The 19,313-nt window shown below is 35.1% G+C and carries 16 protein-coding genes; all 16 read right to left on the reverse strand.

The window, feature by feature from the left end; genetic code table 11:
• Positions 1-24: 24 nt before the first annotated feature.
• The 16 genes from MTX13_RS01185 to mnmE all read right to left on the reverse strand — a co-directional run bounded on the left by MTX13_RS01185 (position 25) and on the right by mnmE (position 19,213).
• Entirely contained in the window at positions 25-1,980 is a 1,956-nt protein-coding gene (locus tag MTX13_RS01185; protein WP_250432544.1) for a heavy metal translocating P-type ATPase, read from the reverse strand.
• Between the two features lie 56 nt (positions 1,981-2,036).
• Positions 2,037-2,453, reverse strand: a complete 417-nt coding sequence (locus MTX13_RS01190; protein WP_250432545.1) for a Fur family transcriptional regulator — start codon at positions 2,451-2,453, stop codon at positions 2,037-2,039.
• A gap of 2 nt (positions 2,454-2,455) precedes the next feature.
• Complete coding sequence (locus MTX13_RS01195; RefSeq protein ID WP_250432546.1) at positions 2,456-3,661, reverse strand: efflux RND transporter periplasmic adaptor subunit; 1,206 nt, start codon at positions 3,659-3,661, stop codon at positions 2,456-2,458.
• A gap of 4 nt (positions 3,662-3,665) precedes the next feature.
• Positions 3,666-8,000 carry a CusA/CzcA family heavy metal efflux RND transporter gene (locus MTX13_RS01200; protein WP_250432547.1) on the reverse strand — a complete coding sequence of 1,445 codons (4,335 nt, stop codon included), beginning with the start codon at positions 7,998-8,000 and terminating at the stop codon, positions 3,666-3,668.
• A gap of 96 nt (positions 8,001-8,096) precedes the next feature.
• Positions 8,097-8,408, reverse strand: a complete 312-nt coding sequence (locus MTX13_RS01205; protein ID WP_250432548.1) for a DUF6660 family protein — start codon at positions 8,406-8,408, stop codon at positions 8,097-8,099.
• A 46-nt stretch (positions 8,409-8,454) separates the two neighbouring features.
• Positions 8,455-10,566, reverse strand: a complete 2,112-nt coding sequence (locus MTX13_RS01210; protein WP_250432549.1) for a Piwi domain-containing protein — start codon at positions 10,564-10,566, stop codon at positions 8,455-8,457.
• Between the two features lie 46 nt (positions 10,567-10,612).
• On the reverse strand, positions 10,613-11,320 hold the full coding sequence (locus tag MTX13_RS01215; protein WP_250432550.1) for a hypothetical protein: 708 nt from the start codon (positions 11,318-11,320) through the stop codon (positions 10,613-10,615).
• On the reverse strand, positions 11,320-11,619 hold the full coding sequence (locus MTX13_RS01220) for a helix-turn-helix domain-containing protein (protein WP_250432551.1): 300 nt from the start codon (positions 11,617-11,619) through the stop codon (positions 11,320-11,322). Before MTX13_RS01220 ends, MTX13_RS01215 begins: the two co-directional genes overlap by 1 nt.
• A gap of 151 nt (positions 11,620-11,770) precedes the next feature.
• A complete protein-coding gene (locus MTX13_RS01225) occupies positions 11,771-13,525 on the reverse strand; it encodes a DUF3987 domain-containing protein (protein WP_250432552.1) in 1,755 nt (584 codons plus the stop codon).
• Positions 13,522-14,430, reverse strand: a complete 909-nt coding sequence (locus MTX13_RS01230) for a BT4734/BF3469 family protein (RefSeq protein WP_250432553.1) — start codon at positions 14,428-14,430, stop codon at positions 13,522-13,524. Before MTX13_RS01230 ends, MTX13_RS01225 begins: the two co-directional genes overlap by 4 nt.
• Positions 14,417-14,713: a helix-turn-helix domain-containing protein gene (locus MTX13_RS01235; RefSeq protein ID WP_250432554.1), complete on the reverse strand. Its 297-nt coding sequence runs from the start codon at positions 14,711-14,713 to the stop codon at positions 14,417-14,419. The genes MTX13_RS01230 and MTX13_RS01235 overlap by 14 nt, the downstream gene beginning before the upstream one ends.
• The gene (locus tag MTX13_RS01240) at positions 14,710-15,009 is read right to left on the reverse strand and encodes a helix-turn-helix domain-containing protein (protein WP_132704074.1); all 300 of its coding nucleotides are present in this window, start codon (positions 15,007-15,009) and stop codon (positions 14,710-14,712) included. Before MTX13_RS01240 ends, MTX13_RS01235 begins: the two co-directional genes overlap by 4 nt.
• A gap of 157 nt (positions 15,010-15,166) precedes the next feature.
• Complete coding sequence (locus MTX13_RS01245) at positions 15,167-16,117, reverse strand: DUF6617 family protein (protein ID WP_250432555.1); 951 nt, start codon at positions 16,115-16,117, stop codon at positions 15,167-15,169.
• Positions 16,117-17,211: a site-specific integrase gene (locus tag MTX13_RS01250; RefSeq protein ID WP_250432556.1), complete on the reverse strand. Its 1,095-nt coding sequence runs from the start codon at positions 17,209-17,211 to the stop codon at positions 16,117-16,119. Before MTX13_RS01250 ends, MTX13_RS01245 begins: the two co-directional genes overlap by 1 nt.
• A gap of 6 nt (positions 17,212-17,217) precedes the next feature.
• Complete coding sequence (locus tag MTX13_RS01255) at positions 17,218-17,583, reverse strand: helix-turn-helix domain-containing protein (protein ID WP_250432557.1); 366 nt, start codon at positions 17,581-17,583, stop codon at positions 17,218-17,220.
• A 217-nt stretch (positions 17,584-17,800) separates the two neighbouring features.
• The gene (mnmE, locus tag MTX13_RS01260; protein WP_250432558.1) at positions 17,801-19,213 is read right to left on the reverse strand and encodes a tRNA uridine-5-carboxymethylaminomethyl(34) synthesis GTPase MnmE; all 1,413 of its coding nucleotides are present in this window, start codon (positions 19,211-19,213) and stop codon (positions 17,801-17,803) included.
• Between the last annotated feature and the right edge of the window lie 100 nt (positions 19,214-19,313).

Genomic DNA, 19,313 nt, shown 5'->3' on the forward strand with positions numbered 1-19,313 from the left:
ATTTAATTAACAGAAGTTTAATGCTCAACTCCATTTCATTTTCTGTAACCTTACCGCATTTAGAATTGCTAATAAAGCCACGCCTACGTCTGCAAATACAGCTTCCCACATTGTTGCCAAACCTCCTGCTCCCAAAATCAGTACAATTACTTTTATTCCAAAAGCCAAAATGATATTCTGCCATACAATTTTTCGTGTGGAACTGCCTATTTTAATAGCTTTCACTACTTTTGAAGGTTGGTCGGTTTGAATGATAACATCGGCTGTTTCTATGGCTACATCGCTACCTAATCCGCCCATTGCTATACCTACATCACTTGCTGCTAAAACGGGTGCATCATTAATACCATCACCAATGAAGGCTACTTTATTTTCTGAATTTTTCTTTATTGCTTCAACTTCATTTAATTTATCCTCTGGCAATAAACCTCCCTTGGCATTTTCTATATTTAAATCCTTTGCCACTTGTTGAGTTATGGAATCTTTATCTCCTGAAAGCATCATTATTTTTTTAATCCCTACCCTATGTAAACTTGATATGGTTTCTTTAGCATCCTCCTTTAATTCGTCCGCAATTACCACATAACCTGCAAAAACATTATCAATAGCTACCAAGACAATAGATTCCACGATAGCTTCAGTTTCATTAGGCACTTCTATATTATTGGACACCATTAACGCTTTATTTCCAACCAAAACTTCTTTACCATTTACCACACCTTTTAACCCTTTACCTGCAACTTCAGAGACCTTATTTGCTTCAAAATTGTTGGTTCCTTTCTGGTATTCCATAATAGCTTTAGCAATGGGATGTGTGGATTGCTCTTCCATTGCCATTAAATAGTTCATAAATTCTTTTTCATTCCAATCAAACGTTTTTATGTTTTTGATTTTGAAAACTCCTTTGGTAACCGTGCCTGTTTTGTCCATTACCAAGGTGTTTATCTTGGTCATTGCATCAAGAAACGAAGCGCCTTTAAACAGAATACCATTTTTTGAAGCTGCGCCTAAACCACCAAAATAGCCCAACGGAATAGAAATTACCAACGCACAAGGGCAGGATATTACCAAGAAAATCAATGCTCTGTACAACCAATCCCTAAACACATAATCCTCTACAAAAAAGTACGGTAGAAACGTAACACCTATTGCTAAAAACACTACAATTGGTGTGTAAATACGTGCAAATTTCCTGATAAACAATTCGGTTTTGGACTTTCTTGCTGTGGCGTTTTGTACCAAATCCAATATCCTTGCAATGGAACTGTCTTCAAACTTGCTGGTAACTTCCACTTCAATCACACTTTCCAGATTGATGCTTCCTGCATATACTTTTGACTTTTTATTTATGGTGTCAGGTTTACTTTCGCCTGTTAACGCTGCGGTATTTAAAGATGCTTTTTCAGATAGCAGAATTCCATCCAATGGGATTTTTTCACCCACACGTACTTGGATTTTTTCGCCTATTTCGACACTTTCAGGATTGACACTTTTATAATCCCCATCTCGAAAAACATTGGCTTCCTTTGGTCTTACATCCAATAAGGCCTTAATGTTTCCTTTGGCTCTATTGACTGCTGCATTTTGAAACAATTCGCCTACTGCATAAAATAGCATCACCGCAACGCCTTCGGGATATTCACCTATTATGAACGCACCAATAGTTGCTATAGACATTAAAAAGAACTCTGTAAACACATCGCCCTTTTTTATGCTTTCCCAACCTTCTTTCACTACCGGAAAACCAACAGGTAGATATGCTATGCCGTACCAAATTATACGAAGCCAATCCTTAAAAAAAGAAACATCAAAATAGTCTAATCCTATTCCAATGATAAGCATTGTAAAACTTATAATGGCGGGAATGTATGCTTTAAATTGACTTGAACTTTTACCGTGATGATTGTGGCCATCATCGTGACTATGCCCGTTATCAGAATCAAGCTTTAAGTCTCTTAAATTAATTTTCTTTTTTTTCATTTTTAAGTTGTCTTAAATTCAAAGTTCCGTAAAATTAGGATGCAACAGAAGTGCATTTATTGTCCACTACACTTATCACATATACCTTTTACCACCAAGTTTACATTTTCTGCTACAAAACCTTCAGGAACTTTGATTTGTGGTATTTTATGTTCTGTTAAGCAAACAGTATTACCACAGATGCTACAATGAAAATGTAAGTGCAAATCTGTTTTAATATTGCAATTGCAACCTTGTTCACATAATGCGTATTTGGTAATACCTGTACCATCGTCTATTTGATGCACAATATCGTTTTCCTCAAAGGTCTTTATTGTTCTGTAAAGCGTTGTTCTATCTGCTTTTCCAAACGCATTTTCAATGTCGCTTAACGTTACAGCAATTTCTTTTTCTGCAAGAAATTTATAAATAAGCAACCGCATTGCCGTAACGCGAATACCTTTTGACTCTAATAATTGTTCTATTGTTTCCATAATTAATGAGCGTGTTCTGCTTCTCCTTTTTTCATTTCTGCTATAAGGTAATACGCATTATTGTAAGCAAATTTGGTATTAGCGGATACTTCTTCTGAAAAAGTAACTGCAATCCAATCTCCATCTTTTTCTCCAGTTATTACTTCTACAGGCTTAAAAGCCCAAATTTCACCTTCTTTTTCTACCGTAAAAACAAAAAATCTATCGCCATCTTTTACAATGGCACTTTCAGGCAATGCCTTTGTTAAAGCATTATCGGTTTGTATTCTTCCTTGAATGTACATACCTGGAATGAGATTACCTGATTTATTTTCTATTTCGGCGTGCACGTGAACCGCTTTAGGATTGTCTTCAAAGGTTTTGCTTACCGAGTAAATCTCGGCCGTAAGTTCTGCATCTGGTATGGATTGCACACTAAAAGTTACCTTTTGCCCTTGTTTTACTTTATAGACATCTTTTTCAAACACCATTAAATCTGCGTGCACGTGGTGTGTGTTTACAATCTCGAACAGTTCAGTTTGTGGTTCTACATATTGTCCTGTCTTAACCTCGACTTTTTGCACAAAACCTTCAATGGGGCTTCGTAGCGGAATTTGTTGAGCGATACTCCCATTACGAACTGATGCTGTATTGATATTCAAAATTTTCAGTTGAGCTGACAAACCATTTACTAATGCCGTTGAACCTTTGTATTCTGCTTCTGCCTTTTGGAAATTAGCACCAGATCCTACTCCTGCATCGTATAATTTTTTTTGGCGTTCGTAATTTTTCTTTAAAAGTTCGCTATTGCTATAAGCGTTTAGGTAATCGGTCTGTAAGGCTATAATATTTGGATGTGACAAATAAGCCACTACCTGACCTTTTTCAACTTTATCGCCTTCAATTACTTTTATGGATGTTACATTTGCTCCTATAACAGAAGTAATAGCAGCTTCGTTTTGGGGTGGTACTTCCAATGTGCCGTTTGCCTCAACATAGCCACTCATATTGCGTAAGCCCAAGGTGTCTATTTTCATTTTTAAGGCATCAAACTGTTGCTGATTAATCGTTACTTCGCCTTCTTCGTGGTGTTCTTCATTTTCACTGGTTTGTTCTGTTTTATCGTGAGAATGTCCATCATTTTCTGAATGGTCTTTTTTATTGCCACAAGACACCATAAAAAGTGCTGCAAAAATGACTGCGATGTATTTATATGCTGTTTTTTTCATAATGTTATTGATTGAAATATTGTAATTGAAATGCACTTTCTAAATAATTGATTAAAGCGTTTTGAGCTTCCAGTTCTGACTGTACGGCTTCTTTTACCAATTGTGTAAAGGTGGTATAATCTATTTCTCCTTCCTTATACGCCAACAACGCTCCTGATTTCTGGTCTTTGGTTAATGGTAACACTTGTGTTTTGTAAAATTCCCAAGACAGTTTCCATTTTAAATAATTTTCTTTTGCTTGTGCATATTGTGATTGTAATTCTTGTTTTTTGAATAACAAATTACTTTCTGCAATAGCATTGTCAATTTTTGCCGATTTAATTCGGGCTTTATTTGATCCTGACAGGAATGGAATAGAAATTCCTGCTTGATAGGTATAAAAACCTGAATCGCCATTAACTTTTTGTAAACCACCCTGAAGGTTCAATTTTGGTAAATTATCAGCTTTTGCTGCCCTCAATTCTGCTTCGGCGACATTCAATTGATTTTCTGAAACAGTAACCATTGGATGTTCATTTGTTGATAAGCTATCAGTTTCAATCGTTGCAATGTTTTCCAATTCTTCTGATACAGTATAAATTTCGTCTTCAAATAACCAAAGATTTAACTGTTGTATGGCTATGAGGTAATCTCTGTATGCCTGTACTTTTTTATTTTGAATTTGAAACACTTGATTTTTTGCCGCTGAATACTCCAATTTAGAAATGGCTTCCACTTCAAAGTTCAGCGTAACTGCTTGTTCAAAATTACCATAGATGGAATCAAGCTCTTTGTACAACTGAAAGTTTCTCATAGACTGATAACATTTTGCCCACGCTTTTTTCACTTCCAGTTCTACCTCCAATTCAGATAATTGCAATGCTTTTTGAGACAACTCAATGCGTTGTTGTTGCAGTTTTCGTTTTGCTCCGATTCCAAACACATCCATATTTGATTGTCCAACACCGACCGTTGTGTAGATTCCTGTTCCATCTTTCACTTCTTCACCTCCTGTAAAGATTTGAGTAGAACCAAAATCATATGCTGTGGATTTTAGGTTTTCTTGTTTGGTAACTTCCAATTGTTTTTGCTTCAATAGTGGATAGTTCTTTTTAGATAAAGCAACAGCATCGTTTAAAGTGATTTTAGACAAGGTATCCGTGATTTGTTGTGCATTACTTCGAGTTGAAAACACAAACATTAAAACCAGTACTGCGGTTGCACTCACTATTTTTTTGTTTAGCTTTAACCTAAACGATTTATTCTCTACCCAATGATATAAAATAGGCAATACAAATAAGGTGAGTAATGTAGAAGTCAATAACCCACCAATAACTACGGTTGCCAACGGACGCTGTACTTCTGCACCTGCCGATGCTGAAACAGCCATTGGTAAAAAGCCCAATACATCAGTAAAAGCAGTGAGCATAATGGGACGTATTCTTCGCTTTGTACCTTCCAAAATTCGTTCTTTTAAATTGGTAACACCTTCTTCTTTCAATTCATTTAAGCCACTTATCATTACCAAGCCGTTTAGTACGGCCACGCCAAACAATACAATAAAACCAACACCTGCCGAAATGCTAAAGGGCATATCTCGTAGCCACAACGCTACCACACCGCCAATGGTAGCCATTGGAATAGCAATGTATATCATTAAGGTTTGTGGTACTGATTTTAAAGCAAAGTATATCAGTACGAAAATAAGCAGTAAGGCAATAGGTACTACGGTTTGCAAGCGGTTACTGGCTCGTTCCAAATTTTCAAAAGCACCGCCATAGCGTACAAAATAGCCAGAGGGTAATTTCAATTGTGCATCTAATTTGGTTTTAATTTCTTCTACCAATGATTTTACATCACGCCCTCTTACATTTATACCTACATAGGTTCTTCTGTTGGTATTGTCCCTACTAATTTGCATAGGTCCCGCTTTATAAGATATATCAGCTATTTCACGAAGTGGAATTTGTGCCCCAGAAGGCAAATTGATAAACAGATTTTGAATATCTGATATATCCTTACGGTTGTGTTGGTTTAAACGAACTACCAAATCAAACCGTTTTTCGCCTTCAAAAATAACGCCTGCATTTCCTCCGGCAAATGCCGATTGCACCATTTTGTTAAGTGTGTTGATTTGCAGCCCGTATTGCGCCAACTTATCTCTATTGTAGGTTATGGTCATTTGTGGTAAGCCTGTTGTGGCTTCGGCTTTCATATCACCAATACCCGGTGTTCCTGCAATTATTTTAGTGATTTCCTCTGCCTTTTGGGATAAGACCTCGATGTCTTCGCCGTACAACTTAATGGCAATATCTTCACGCACCCCTTCAAGCAACTCATTAAAACGCATTTCTATGGGTTGGGTAAATTCATAATTGACTCCAGGGATAATTTCAACAGCTTCTTTCATTGCTTCAATAAGCTCATCTTTTGTCTCTACCGTAGTCCATTCACTTTTAGGTTTTAGGATTACAAATACATCTGCTAAATCCATAGGCATTGGGTCTGTTGGTATTTCAGCCACACCAATTCGACTAACTATTTTTTCAACTTCGGGAAATTTTGCCTTTACAATCTGCTCAATTTTGGTAGTGGTTTCTACTGTTTCTGATAGTGAACTACCTGGTTTTAAAATGGCGTGGAATGCAATATCGCCTTCATCGAGTTGTGGGATAAATTCACCTCCCATTCGGGTAAACATAAAGACTGTTACAGCAAATAGAGCCACTGCAATCCCTGTAATTAATTTGCCTTTTAAAAGGGCTTTTTCCAATAAAGGTTTGTACTTATTTTCAACCCAATGCACAAATTTATCACCATAAGATAATTTATCATTTTTTGGTGTTCTCAATACTAAAGCAGACATCATTGGTACGTAGGTAAGACACAAAACCATAGCTCCAATCATTGCGAAAATAAAGGTCAATGCCATTGGTTTGAACATTTTCCCTTCAATACCTTGTAAGGCTAAAATGGGAAGAAACACAATAAGGATAATAAGCTGACCGAAAAAGGCTGCATTCATCATTTTTTTGGAAGCCGATGCAGCAACCTCATCACGCTCCTTGTTTGTTATTTTTTTCTTTTTAAGTACTTGGGAAGCGATAAGAAATACAGTAGACTCCACAATAATTACTGCACCATCTACAATAATTCCGAAATCTATAGCTCCTAAACTCATCAGGTTTGCCCATACGTTGAATACATTCATTAAAATAAATGCAAACAGTAAAGATAGTGGAATAGTTGATGCTACAATTAAACCACCTCGCCAATTACCCAACAAGAAAATGAGGATAAAAATAACGATTAAAGCCCCTTCAATAAGGTTTTTAGCAACTGTAGAAGTGGTTTCACCAATTAACTTACTTCTGTCTAAAAGTGGTTCAATAACAACGCCTTCTGGTAACGATTTTTGAATTTGAACCATTCGCTCTTTAACATTGGCAATCACATCATTTGAATTTGCACCTTTAAGCATCATTACCAAGCCACCGACAACTTCTCCTTCACCATCTTGTGTTAATGCTCCGTAACGAATGGCTGAACCAAATTGCAATGTTGCGATGTCACCAATGGTGATAGGCACATTATTAATGGTTTTAACCGTAATTTTTTTTATATCGTTTAAACTTCTTGCCAAACCTTCTCCACGTATAAAATTAGCCTGGTGGTTTTTTTCGATATAAGCACCACCCGTATTTTGGTTGTTGGCTTCGAGGGCTTCAAATACATCTGTAATGGTAATCCCTATAGATTTAAGCTCGTTAGGGTCTACAGCAACTTCATACTGTTTTATTTTACCACCAATAGCGTTGACCTCGACAACCCCAGGAACCATTGCCATTTGGCGTTGTACAATCCAGTCTTGCATTGTACGCACATCTGAAATGGAATATTTGTCTTTAAACTCTGGGGCTACTTTTAAAGTGTATTGATATATTTCTCCCAGACCTGTGGATATAGGCCCCATTGTAGGTTCGCCAAAACCAGCAGGAATTTGTTCTTTTACTTCGTTGAGTTTTTCTGCTACCAATTGCCTTGGAAGATATGTACCCATATCATCATTAAATACGATGGTTACTACTGACAGACCAAAGCGTGAAATTGAGCGAATTTCTTCCACATTGGGCAAATTGCTCATTGCCACCTCAACAGGATAGGTAACTATTTGCTCAATATCTTCTGTACCTAAATTTGGGGATTGCGTTATTACCTGAACTTGGTTGTTGGTAATATCGGGAACGGCATCTATGGGTACTTTTGTCATACTCCAGATACCTGCTCCAATAATGGTAAGCGTTAGCAAACCAATAATGAATTTATTATTGATTGAAAAATCAATGATTTTATTAATCATAAGAATGGTTATAATGAATTTATAAATAGAGATAAGCAACCTATTACAAAAATGGGTTACTTGAATTTATAAGATACCTGCATACGCAGGTATTCATTAAACCTGTGGTGGTTGTAAAAGGGTAGTATTGAAGTCTTTTTCAAGACCATCAAAATAATAGAATAATTGAGTTGGAATAACAGTATTAGATATACTGTAATCTACAACATTAAAATGTGTAACGTGAATATGACAACAGTGGCATTGGCAAAATGGTGAGCATAAATCTGCTCCTTGGTGTTGATGGTCGTTGTCTAACGCTTGAGAAATTTCAGTTTTAACCTCATTATCAGGTATACCATTATCTTCACAAGGCACTAAATTGAGCGCAAAGATATAAATAGATAATATGAGTGCTAACACTTTCATCGAGACAAAGATAAAAATATTTTAATGCAATGGTGTTGCAAAGTATTTATAAAAACCACAACGTATCTTTTGCATCCTCTGGAACACCGTTTTCAAAACGAGGTGCTATTTGGGCTACCATTTCGGGATATTTTATGGTAATTGGCACATTTTGTTGGCGTAAGGATTTCCAATACAATCGGCTGAACTGATATACTTGGGTTAACAATTCTTCAATAACCTCAACATCTTCAAAAGCATCATCATCCGGACTGCTTATTTTTATTTTTATCGGAAATGGAAACCCATCAGTATCTGAATAAAAGCGGTCACTTGGATAACGTGCATTGTTAAACAATAAGAATTGGTTTTCGGCAATGCGAATGTATGTACCACTAACCGGCATTAGTTTGTTATCCCAATTTAAATCGTAAGCAATGATGTCTTCAGATTCTGTTTTGTTGATGTTTAGTATATACAAAGGCACTCCTAATTTTAGTTTGTGCATCCCTTCTATTATGGGTTTTAACTCCTCATATTTCATTTCTTTATAAAAATGAATCACTACCTTATCTGCTTCTGCTACAGACGTAAAATCCCTAATAGCCTTTAAAATACTCCCTGCCAATAACTCTGTTTCGTTTTGGTTGAAGTATTCAAAATTTCTAAACAAACCATTGTTTTGAAAACTAAAGGCACTTGCTATATATCTTCTGTTTTCGCCTTGATTGGTAAATGCTCCTACACCAATCACCAATTCTTTTTTATCGGTTACTGCCAACTTCCAAGGTGCACCACCTAATTTGGCGTGGATAGCCAATGCCATATTTTGTAATGAGAATTGGAAGTTGTATTGGTCTTGGATATTTACAATCATTTTTTCGTAATCGACCACTTGGGTTACAATGCCTTCATTTAAAAACAGTTCTTTAATGCGGATGTAAATTTCCCTATCGTCAGGATCTGGTGTAAACTTATCGAAAGGACTTATATAAAATGCTGCATACTTTACATTGTCGTGGTCAAAAGTTAAACTTTCAAGCTGTTCAACTATTTCAGGTATTGGGTCATTTTCGTTGGTAAATTCAATAAAGTGGTCTTTTGATGCTGTAGCCTTTATATTTACATAAGCTTCCAATCCTTTGTAATAGTTCTTTTCAGTATTTACTCCTTCTTTTAAATTTTGATAGAAAGACAGCACCGAATCTTTATGTGAGGTATGGCAAATGAAAAATATCTTGATATTTTGATTGCTTGGGCGTCTGTAAGGGTTTAGAATGTTCATTGCCTTTTTAGGCACTAAATGGGTTCTTTTGTTACCATATTGGTCTTTACCAAACTCTAATAAGCCCAAGTTAGGGTTGATGTGATTGATGCGATTGCCAGGAACATCTATAAAGGCATCTTGCTTAAAAGGAAACAAGGTCTTAAATTCTTCTGTAAACAAGTAGTTTTTAGCAAAAGTAGTGATGAGTGCTACATACTTTTGGTATCTGTTCTTTGGTCTGTCTGGTTCTTCAATAGGTATATTTAAAGCTCTTGCCAGTTGTAAATTGAATATTGGAAAGGCTTGAGTAAATTCTATGCTGTTGTAAAACTCTTCTTTATCCTCTGTATCAAGGTTCATTTGGTAATTGAAGGTTTTTTGACCATACACACAACGCTTAATATACTCTGTTTCCTCAATTTCCTTAACTGACTTTGTGAGAACTTTTGACGTACCATCATACGATACTACAAGTTCTGGTAAGTCTGTTAGTGTTGCAAACAGTATTTTGAATGAGAATTTATAGTATAAATTATAGTCTGCTGTATTTCCTTTTTTTGAAGGCATCCAAACCTGTACATCACGTACAAAGTTTTTGACCACGATATAACCCTTTTCTAAAAAGTAGGTTTTTAATTGGTGTTTAAGGAATTGTTTGTATATGCGTAGTTCTTTTTCCTTTATTAAATTTATTTTGATACTTGGGGCATTGGGTATTTCTTGGGTAAATGTGGTGAAAATATGCTCTAAACCTGATATATCTGTATCTGGAAACGCCTCTTTAATCTGCTTTGAAAACTTTGATTTATGGATTGGATGGCTACCCTCAATATCTTCTAACGATAAATATATGACAGGTGTGCTACTTGGCCATTTAAAATTGAGTATGTTGGTTTTTAAGTGTTCTTGCATAGGTATTGAGGTGTTTTTGTATTTACATATAGTGAGTAATTATAGGTTATAAATAGACATCGTACTTTTCAAGTTTTTCAAATAGACCTAATATATTTTCAATAATTTCATCTATAAACTTTTTGTTATCAAAGAGTAAATAATGAGATTTAAATTCCCTGTCTCTTACATAAAAGGTATATCTACCTTTTGAAAATGCTTTTAATATTTCTAATTTTTTATCTTCACCAAATAAAATTGTGCTGTTATTATGAACGATACAGTTACCTACTCTTCGTAAATTATTAATAAACGACCAGTGAGGTTCTAAATTTTTCATATTTACACCCGCAGATCGTGTTAAAAACAACTTTGCTTTTTCAAATTCACTATTTCCACGTAAATCATCCAAACCAAACTCTTTATTATGCATTAAGCAATAAGAATTACACACGTCTTGAATAGTCCGTTCTATAAAAGAGAACAATTGTGTAATCATTGAAGCTCTGAAACTTTGTACAAAATCCCTATCAATTTCTATTAACCTATCAACTAAATTATCCTGAATATGAGTTAGTTCTTCATTAGAATAGGTTAATGGATTATGGTCTATTTTATGCATTATTTTTTTATACTCTTCTTCTCCATTAGAAACTGATTGTTCGAAATGGTCTTCTACAAACTTTGCATAATTGCGAAAGGTTTGTAACTCCAAGTCTAAAAAGAAGATATTGTTATCTTTTCTGAAATTTGAAAGTGCGTTTATTCTTGACATTATTTACATTTCTTTTCAATCTTACTAATTTTTTCTTCAGCTATTTTGAGGATTTCCGTACTGTCCTTTTCATTTCTTATCATCTGTACAATCTGTTCGGACATCCAAAGCTTAATTAATTTGTTCTCATCTTCTTTTAATTCTTTTGCAAATGCTATTACCTGCTCTCGTCTTGCCATACGGTTTCCTCGTTCAATCTTGCTTAAATAAGCGACATCCATATTAATATTTGCAGCCATTTCCCTTAATAGCAAATTGCGCTTTTCGCGCAATGAGCGTATGTATTCGCCAAACTCCATAATAGCATTAATTAGACTTGTCAGATTTTGTCTAATTTAAGAAAAGGAAGCTAAAGGAAAACAAAAAGATATAAACAGTTATTAACAGACAATGAGGAAGTTAAGGATTTAAGGAAACCTATACTTAAATTCCTTTGTTTCCTCAATTTCCTTATAATGATTTTGCAGGATTAGAATAGTTATTATGTGCTTCTCTATGTATTAATCCAGCCTCAACAAATTTGGTGATATAGCCTTCTGCTGTTTTATGTGGAATGTTTTGTTTGGTTGCTAAATCTAAATACTCTTGTCTACTGAATTGCTTTGGTAAACTTTCTAAAAAACGTTCTTTACGATTTAGGCGTTTTACAGCTTTTTGTTCAATTGGTAAATCATTAAATACCTTACTACTATGCTTTACTAAAATAGCAATGATTGTTAGTGCATTTTGGAAATCGACATCCTCACATTCTTTTACTTGATTAACATCACCATCTTCCATAATGCGAAATGCTGTAAATAACATCATTAATCGAAATGCTATTAAGCCTAATCGTCTAATGGTTGCAATATACTCTTCCGGTTGTAAGTTGATGTATTTAGTCTGTAAGGATTCAAAAAATGTATTGAATTGCTGTTGTTGAGGTGTTGTTAGTCTTACCTCAATTTCAGGATTATTCTTCAATGTTTTATATAGGCCTAAAAACTCACTTCCTAATTGCGAATAGTAATCATCTAAACCAACATTGTTATTGCTTGAAAATACATTTTTCCAAGTGGGCTTTATATTCATATAATAGAATATAAAGCGACTGAACAAACCATTTTCGGCATTCGGGATTAATGTTGCCACTTGCTTGGGTGTTCCTGACAATACAGTAGACAGACACGGTTTTTCTATATCTACATACTCTCTATCAGTTCTACGATAATAACTAATGGTTTCGTGATGGAAGGCTTTACGAAAACCATCGCTATAATTACCGTAATCGCTTTTAAATGCTTGTGCTAATGTATCGCCTTCGGTTTCAAAAATCAATCCTCTGCCTTCATTATCAGAAATTAATTGATATACTCCAGTAACACTATTGTTGGCAGGGATAAACAACATTCTTTCGGGTGGCTTACCGGGTTTCTCTAAATTTTCATCTTTACCCTTGTTCATATTATACGTTGCCATTTCTGTATTAAATTGTTGCTTTAGTACTTTGGCTTGCTCACGTTTTAATTTATGTACAGGATCTACCAAATTTTTAATTTGGTTAAGCCTGCCTTTACCTGCAGATGCAGGTGCAGTTACAAACAGATATAAATTAGCAAAAACTTTACGTTGGTCGTAGATACCAAAGAGTTTGGGAAAGCAGGCACTAAAAGCCGTTAAAGCTCCTAACAACAAAATGTCCTTTTCCTCTTGACTGCTCGCAGGATTTACAACTTGTTGTAAAAACTGCGGTAAGCTATTAAATACCTCATCTGGTATTGTTGGCATTGCTTGCTCTGGTGCATCAACAACAGTTGCAACATTTGTTGCAACTTCGTTGTTGTTTTGTTGCTTCATCGGTTTTATACCTGCCTGATGTGCATAATGGTAAAACGTTGCAATGGTAATGCCGTGACCTTTTGCATTTAAACATTTGTTAAATTGTTCGTCACATTCTTTTGAATCATAACCTACATAGTTTTTGCTTATTCTGTGTAAATAATCTCTTCCTGTCTCTCCATATTCTTCAGCCAAAGCAAATCCTAAATCTCTCCAAGTGGCATAATTTCCTGTGATGTCTATACCTGATTGCTCAATTGCTGAAATGTAGGTTTCAATGTCATTATCAGCAACAGCAACAACATTAGTTGCTGCGTTGTTGCTTGTTGGTTGCGGTTGTTCTTTTGGAACTTCCAACCATTCTTTTGGGTTAAATATTTTTGTCATAATGCTTGGTGTCTTTTATGTAAAAAAGCTGTTGGGTCGTATGGTAAAAAACACGCTCTGGAAACGTCTTTACCTGATTGGTCAACCTCAATGTTATAGGTATGCTTAATGTAATTGGCTACTGCGGTGAAATACTCTGAATGTGTTACTTCTGAAACATCTATTCTGATAATCCATTTTAGACCATCACCGGAAGGTGATGTAAATAGCATTTCGGTTTCAAAATATTCATCATTCAATAATTGGGTTCTTAACTCTTGTAGATTATCTAAATGGTCAAAATCAATAGTTAATAGATTGGAATGCTCTAACAAATTGTTATCGTTTCGCTTTTCAAATGTTCCTGAAATAGTGACGTAATCAAAGCGATTAGCTTTGAATTTACGTGCTTCTTTTACATCGGTTATTGCTCTTAAATCTTCAGTAATCCTTTTGTATTTATCACTTGTGATTAATGCAAATACTTGATGTAATCGCATAGTTTCCGCAGGAAACACATTGCGAACCGGGGCTTTGAAAAAGCTACAGTAAGCATACCAGGTATCATCTGGACCATTCAACCAATCTAATTCGCTTTTTTCCTTGACTTCTAAATTTAGGTGCAACTCTTGGTTAATCTTATGCAACAATTCTTCTTCATCGGTTATTCTGAAATGGTACTGTGCAAAATCGAATACATCTCCGTTAAAAGTTTTTAGTTCTGTATCTCGATGTGTTGCTATAACGCCATCAATATGAATCCGTAAAGTTTCTTTACCACCATTAAAAGGGTTTCGGGTTATCCCGCAGTCCCTTCCTTTTACAGAAAGGACTGTTGTTTCAGGATAATAGTGTCTTAACACGTAGGCATAAATCTTTAAGCCGTAATGTGTTTTGTCTAAAATTGCCTCTCTACTTACTTCCATCTTGATTGAAATTATGGTTGTAGTAGTTATCTTGAAGCAATTGCTCTACATCGGACACTTTGTAATAAAACTTACCCTTTACTTTGCTATAAGGCAGTGTTCCGTTATCTCTAAAGGTCTGTAAGGTTCGCTTACTGATGTGTAAGGTCTGCAATACGTCTTGGTTGTCTATCCACGTATCTTTTAATACTTCCGCTCTCGAATGTCGTAACAACTCGATACGTGCTTTTAAGTCCTTTATTTCTTGTGAGAGCGCCAAGAGTAAATCGATTATTTCAGTCATAACTTCACCGCTCCTTTCTTAATTAAGTAATCGGCAGCTTGCTGTTCGATTTCATCTTGTGAATCGACACGGTTAGTTAATAACCATTGTTCTAATTCTACTCTGTTGAAATAAATCTTCTTACCATTTGGTTTGTAATGCGGAATGGTTCCGGTACTCGTAAGCTTGTATAAATGGGATTGTGACAATTCCAAAAATTTACAGGCTTCGTTAAAGCTCAATACGTTTTTTACAATAATGTTTCTGTCTAAAACGTGTGCTTCGATAATTTTAAGACGTTCTAATATTTCGTCCATAACTAATTAATTTTAAAAATAGAAATGGACATCTGGCCAAATGTCATTCTTGGTTTTCAAGAACAGGACAAAGGTTTAAAATTGGCTATCGGATTTTAGTAAGAGTGTAAAATGAGAGTAAGACAACAGTAAGATTTCTTACTAATCTTACTGTTTTTTATTGCAGTTGTTGGATTGTTTTATCGATTTCTTCCTTTTCTTTCGGGCTATCAATCTTGTTTTTGTATAAATTTCCTGCTCTTAAAGCTGCTCCAGTTTTAGTTATAAATTTTCCTGAACGCTCTATAGTTGTTGGTTTCAAATTATGGAAATAAGATTTCAATTCTTTAACTACATAGCTAAATTGTGTTGTTTCACATTGCAGGTAAATCTTGTAATCTATATTATTGAAGTTTTCTGCTAATAACAGTTTTTCCAATTGTTCAGGGGTAGTTCTATTGTCTAATAGTTCAATCCTAAAATGTAATTGCTTTATAACTGGAAGTAATTTTGAAGTATCTCTATTTTTATAACCAAATGAGGTTTTAGGCTTACTCGTTGTTTTAGATAGCTTTTTAACCACCTCTTTTTTATCAGTTTCTAATTTTAGAAATACTGAAGTATCAAAATCAATATCGTTAAAGTACTTTTCTGCTATTTCTTGAATTGAGAATAATGCAGATTCTGAAAATTGTCCGTATTGCTCTTGTAGTTCAATGTATAAGCGAATTGCAGATACTTTTAAGTAATTGATGATATAATCGGTGTCATTGCCTAAATTGTTACTTATAGACTGCTTTTTAATGTAGGTGGCAATATCCTTTAAATACTTATTGAACTTATTAAATTGTACGGTATAGTTATACTTGTTTTCGGGTTCCGTAGCATCTTTTGGGAATTGGGATTTTAATGTTGCTAATTCGGTTTCAGTATCATTTGAAATCAGCTTAAAGTAATATTCTTTTTTACTGTTTAGAGGTCTTTTAAAGTTTACTTTAAAAACCACATTAGTAGCTTTTGGTGTTTCCTTTAATTCAGAGTTCTGAAAATTAAATTCTCTATCTGATCTATCGTCTCTATGTAAACCGTTGGTAATCGACACCAAACTTGCAAATACATTTCCATTCATTATAAATCCAATTGAATACGGTTAGCAGCTTCTTTCTTTTTATCATCAATTACCTTTGCATAAATCTGTGTTGTTCTCAATTCTTTATGTCCTAATAATTTTGATACTGTGTAAATATCTGTACCCAAAGTTAACTGTAAAGTAGCATACGTATGACGCGCACAATGAAATGTTATATCTTTTGTAATACCTGCTTTCATCATCCATTGTTGTAATTTAAGGTTTGACCAGGCACTATAATGTAAACCTTCAAAAACTTTTGCTTCGGGTTTTCCTGCTTCACCTAATAATTCTCTTGCCTGTTCTGAAATTGGTAATGTTTCAGCACCTTTGGTTTTCTTTTGTCTGAAACGTATGTAATAACCCATTTCTTTAGAGTGTTGGATTTCTGACCATACCAATTTTTCAATATCTGACCAACGCAATCCGGTAAGGGCTGAAAATATAAAAGCATTTTTTAATAATGGTAATTCACATTCTGTGTTAACTGCTTTTTGTAATTCATCAAGCGTTAAAAATTCTCGTTGAGGTTCTCCTTGTTTGAAATAATCTACACCATTAGCAGGATTGACTTTTAAAATACCATCCTTAACTGCTTGCTTTAAAGCTGCACAAAACTTACCATAGTATGAATATTTAGAGTTTTGAGACAATTTTTTACCTGCTCTTGCCATAGCATCTTTGTCTAAATACTCTTTGAAACGCTCTACAAATGATTTATCCAAATCTTGAAAACTAACATCTGTAGGACAAAAGGTCTTTAAATGTTTTAGCATACTGTTCCAATTGCCATAGTTGCCAGAGCTTGTATTTTTCTTTTCAGCTAAAGCTGTAACATAAGTAATAAAACTTCCTTTTAATTTCTCAATATCCTGAAACCCGTAAATACCGTTTTGTATTTCTATTTGGCGTTGTGCGCAAATGGTTTCTGCTAATTGCTTGGTTTTCTTGTTAACCTCTCTTTCGGTTTTAGTTTTAGGATTAGGTGTAAGGTATAAGCGTAAATACTCGGTTTTGCGTTTTCCTTTATGATAGTAATCTAAATACAGACTTATTTTATCATTCTTTTTGCGTTGTCTTAATGTTACTTTCATAGGATGCTAATTAAAAAGGTTTTCTATTTGCCATCTGGCTACAATACGTTTTCTACCAAAAGGGACTGCTTTTAAACGTCCTTGTTGAATCATTCTTTGAATGGTCCATCTACTAACACCAATCAATTGTGAGGCTTCAGTAACGCTTAAAAAATCTTTATTATTTACCGTGTTGAGGTTTGGAACTTGAACAGCTTCTTTTTGCTGCTGCATATCCTTTGCAAGAGTAGCTTGTACTTTTTCTTTACGCTTACGTGCCTTATAGGCCTTTTTAGCGCAAGTATCACCACAGTATTTAGTTACTGTTGTACGTGCTGTAAAAGCATTACCGCAATGTTTACAGATTTTTGGGATGTATAAATTACTGCTCATAAATGGTGCTTTATGTAGCGTTATGGTGCAACGTGGGGCAATATGGTGCATCATTTCGCCAATCTTTTAGCCAACAGATTTGGGCAACAAATCCGTATTTAAGGCAACAGATATACAACAAATTTAGTTAAAAAAGAGCAAAAAAGCAACAAAAAAGAGAAGATAAAAACTCGTAAAGTCAATAAAATCAATACATTAACAAACAAAAGAAAGTAAGTTACTTCCCGATACAAAAGTTAGCAAAAATATTACCCAAAAGATCGTCATTGGTAACCTCCCCTGTTATCAGCCCAAAGTAATACAAGGCCTCACGAACATCTATAGCCATTAAATCACTTGATAGTCCAGAATCCAAGCCATGCTTCACTTTTTGTATCTCTTCAAAAGCTTTAAGCAAAGCATCATAGTGTCTGGTATTGGTAACTATTGTTTCATTATTACGAAGTGCACCCGTATTAATCAAATTCAATAGCGCATTGGTCAATTGCTCCACACCAAAACCGGTTTTAGCCGATAGTAATTTTACCTCTGGAATAGCCGCTTGTAAAGATGCCAATTGCGTGTCATCCAGTTTATCTATCTTATTAGCTATTATGAGTAAAGGTTTTTGCGGGTATTTATTTTTTATTTGCCAGATTTCATTTTTTAAAGCTTCAAATTGCTTCCCTTTTGGGGAAGCTGTCTGGAGGACTGAAGGGGCATCAAACAAATAAATGGTTACCTGCGATTGCTCTATTTTTTCAAAAGTCTTTTTAATACCAATGCTTTCTACAACATCCTGGGTTTCACGAATACCTGCGGTATCTATAAACCGAAAACCTATACCACCTATGGAAATCTCATCCTCTATCGTATCGCGTGTAGTTCCTGCTATTTCAGAAACAATGGCGCGCTCTTCATTCAGCAGCGCATTCAAAAGCGTCGATTTGCCTACGTTGGGCTCACCAACAATTGCCACTGGAATACCATTTTTAATAACATTGCCAACCGCAAAGGAATCGATTAAACGTTTTAACACAAACGTAATTCTATCAATAAGTTCCCTAAACTGCGTTCTATCGGCAAACTCCACATCCTCTTCCGAAAAGTCCAACTCCAACTCTATCAACGAAGCAAAGTTCAAGAGTTCCTCACGAAGTTTGGCAATTTCAGAGGAAAAACCACCGCGCATTTGCTGCATCGCTATTTGATGGGAGGCTTCATTATCGCTGGCAATAAGATCGGCTACAGCTTCAGCCTGACTTAAATCCAGTTTTCCATTTAAAAAAGCACGCAAGGTAAACTCCCCTGCATCAGCCATTCTACAACCTTTTCGCAAAAACAATTGAATAATCTCTTGTTGAATATAGGGCGAACCATGGCAACTTATTTCAACCACGTTTTCACCAGTATAAGAATTGGGATTCTTGAATACCGATACCAAAACCTCATCAATTACCCGATTGTCATCCTTAATATGTCCTAAATGTATAGTATGGGTCTTCTGGTCACGTAACTGTTTGCCATTGGTAACCGACTGAAAACAGTCAGAAACCATACCAATAGCATCCGTTCCAGACAGCCGTAAAACAGCAATAGCACCAGCTCCAGACGGAGTAGCCAAGGCAATAATAGTATCGTTTTGAATCATACCACAAAAATAGTAAATAGAACGCACTTTAGGTCAAACCGATATTAGCTAATTCTTAACAAGTAATAAGTGTTTTATCTGTTATATTTGCACATCTAAA

Source organism: Hanstruepera flava, from assembly GCF_023634025.1.
Lineage (GTDB): Bacteria > Bacteroidota > Bacteroidia > Flavobacteriales > Flavobacteriaceae > Hanstruepera > Hanstruepera flava.

Coding starts and splice junctions, on each gene's coding strand:
- MTX13_RS01185 (WP_250432544.1), bottom strand. CDS start 1,980: ATGAAAAAAAAGAAAATTAATTTAAGAGACTTAAAGCTTGATTCTGAT.
- MTX13_RS01190 (WP_250432545.1), bottom strand. CDS start 2,453: ATGGAAACAATAGAACAATTATTAGAGTCAAAAGGTATTCGCGTTACG.
- MTX13_RS01195 (WP_250432546.1), bottom strand. CDS start 3,661: ATGAAAAAAACAGCATATAAATACATCGCAGTCATTTTTGCAGCACTT.
- MTX13_RS01200 (WP_250432547.1), bottom strand. CDS start 8,000: ATGATTAATAAAATCATTGATTTTTCAATCAATAATAAATTCATTATT.
- MTX13_RS01205 (WP_250432548.1), bottom strand. CDS start 8,408: ATGAAAGTGTTAGCACTCATATTATCTATTTATATCTTTGCGCTCAAT.
- MTX13_RS01210 (WP_250432549.1), bottom strand. CDS start 10,566: ATGCAAGAACACTTAAAAACCAACATACTCAATTTTAAATGGCCAAGT.
- MTX13_RS01215 (WP_250432550.1), bottom strand. CDS start 11,320: ATGTCAAGAATAAACGCACTTTCAAATTTCAGAAAAGATAACAATATC.
- MTX13_RS01220 (WP_250432551.1), bottom strand. CDS start 11,619: ATGGAGTTTGGCGAATACATACGCTCATTGCGCGAAAAGCGCAATTTG.
- MTX13_RS01225 (WP_250432552.1), bottom strand. CDS start 13,525: ATGACAAAAATATTTAACCCAAAAGAATGGTTGGAAGTTCCAAAAGAA.
- MTX13_RS01230 (WP_250432553.1), bottom strand. CDS start 14,430: ATGGAAGTAAGTAGAGAGGCAATTTTAGACAAAACACATTACGGCTTA.
- MTX13_RS01235 (WP_250432554.1), bottom strand. CDS start 14,713: ATGACTGAAATAATCGATTTACTCTTGGCGCTCTCACAAGAAATAAAG.
- MTX13_RS01240 (WP_132704074.1), bottom strand. CDS start 15,009: ATGGACGAAATATTAGAACGTCTTAAAATTATCGAAGCACACGTTTTA.
- MTX13_RS01245 (WP_250432555.1), bottom strand. CDS start 16,117: ATGAATGGAAATGTATTTGCAAGTTTGGTGTCGATTACCAACGGTTTA.
- MTX13_RS01250 (WP_250432556.1), bottom strand. CDS start 17,211: ATGAAAGTAACATTAAGACAACGCAAAAAGAATGATAAAATAAGTCTG.
- MTX13_RS01255 (WP_250432557.1), bottom strand. CDS start 17,583: ATGAGCAGTAATTTATACATCCCAAAAATCTGTAAACATTGCGGTAAT.
- mnmE (WP_250432558.1), bottom strand. CDS start 19,213: ATGATTCAAAACGATACTATTATTGCCTTGGCTACTCCGTCTGGAGCT.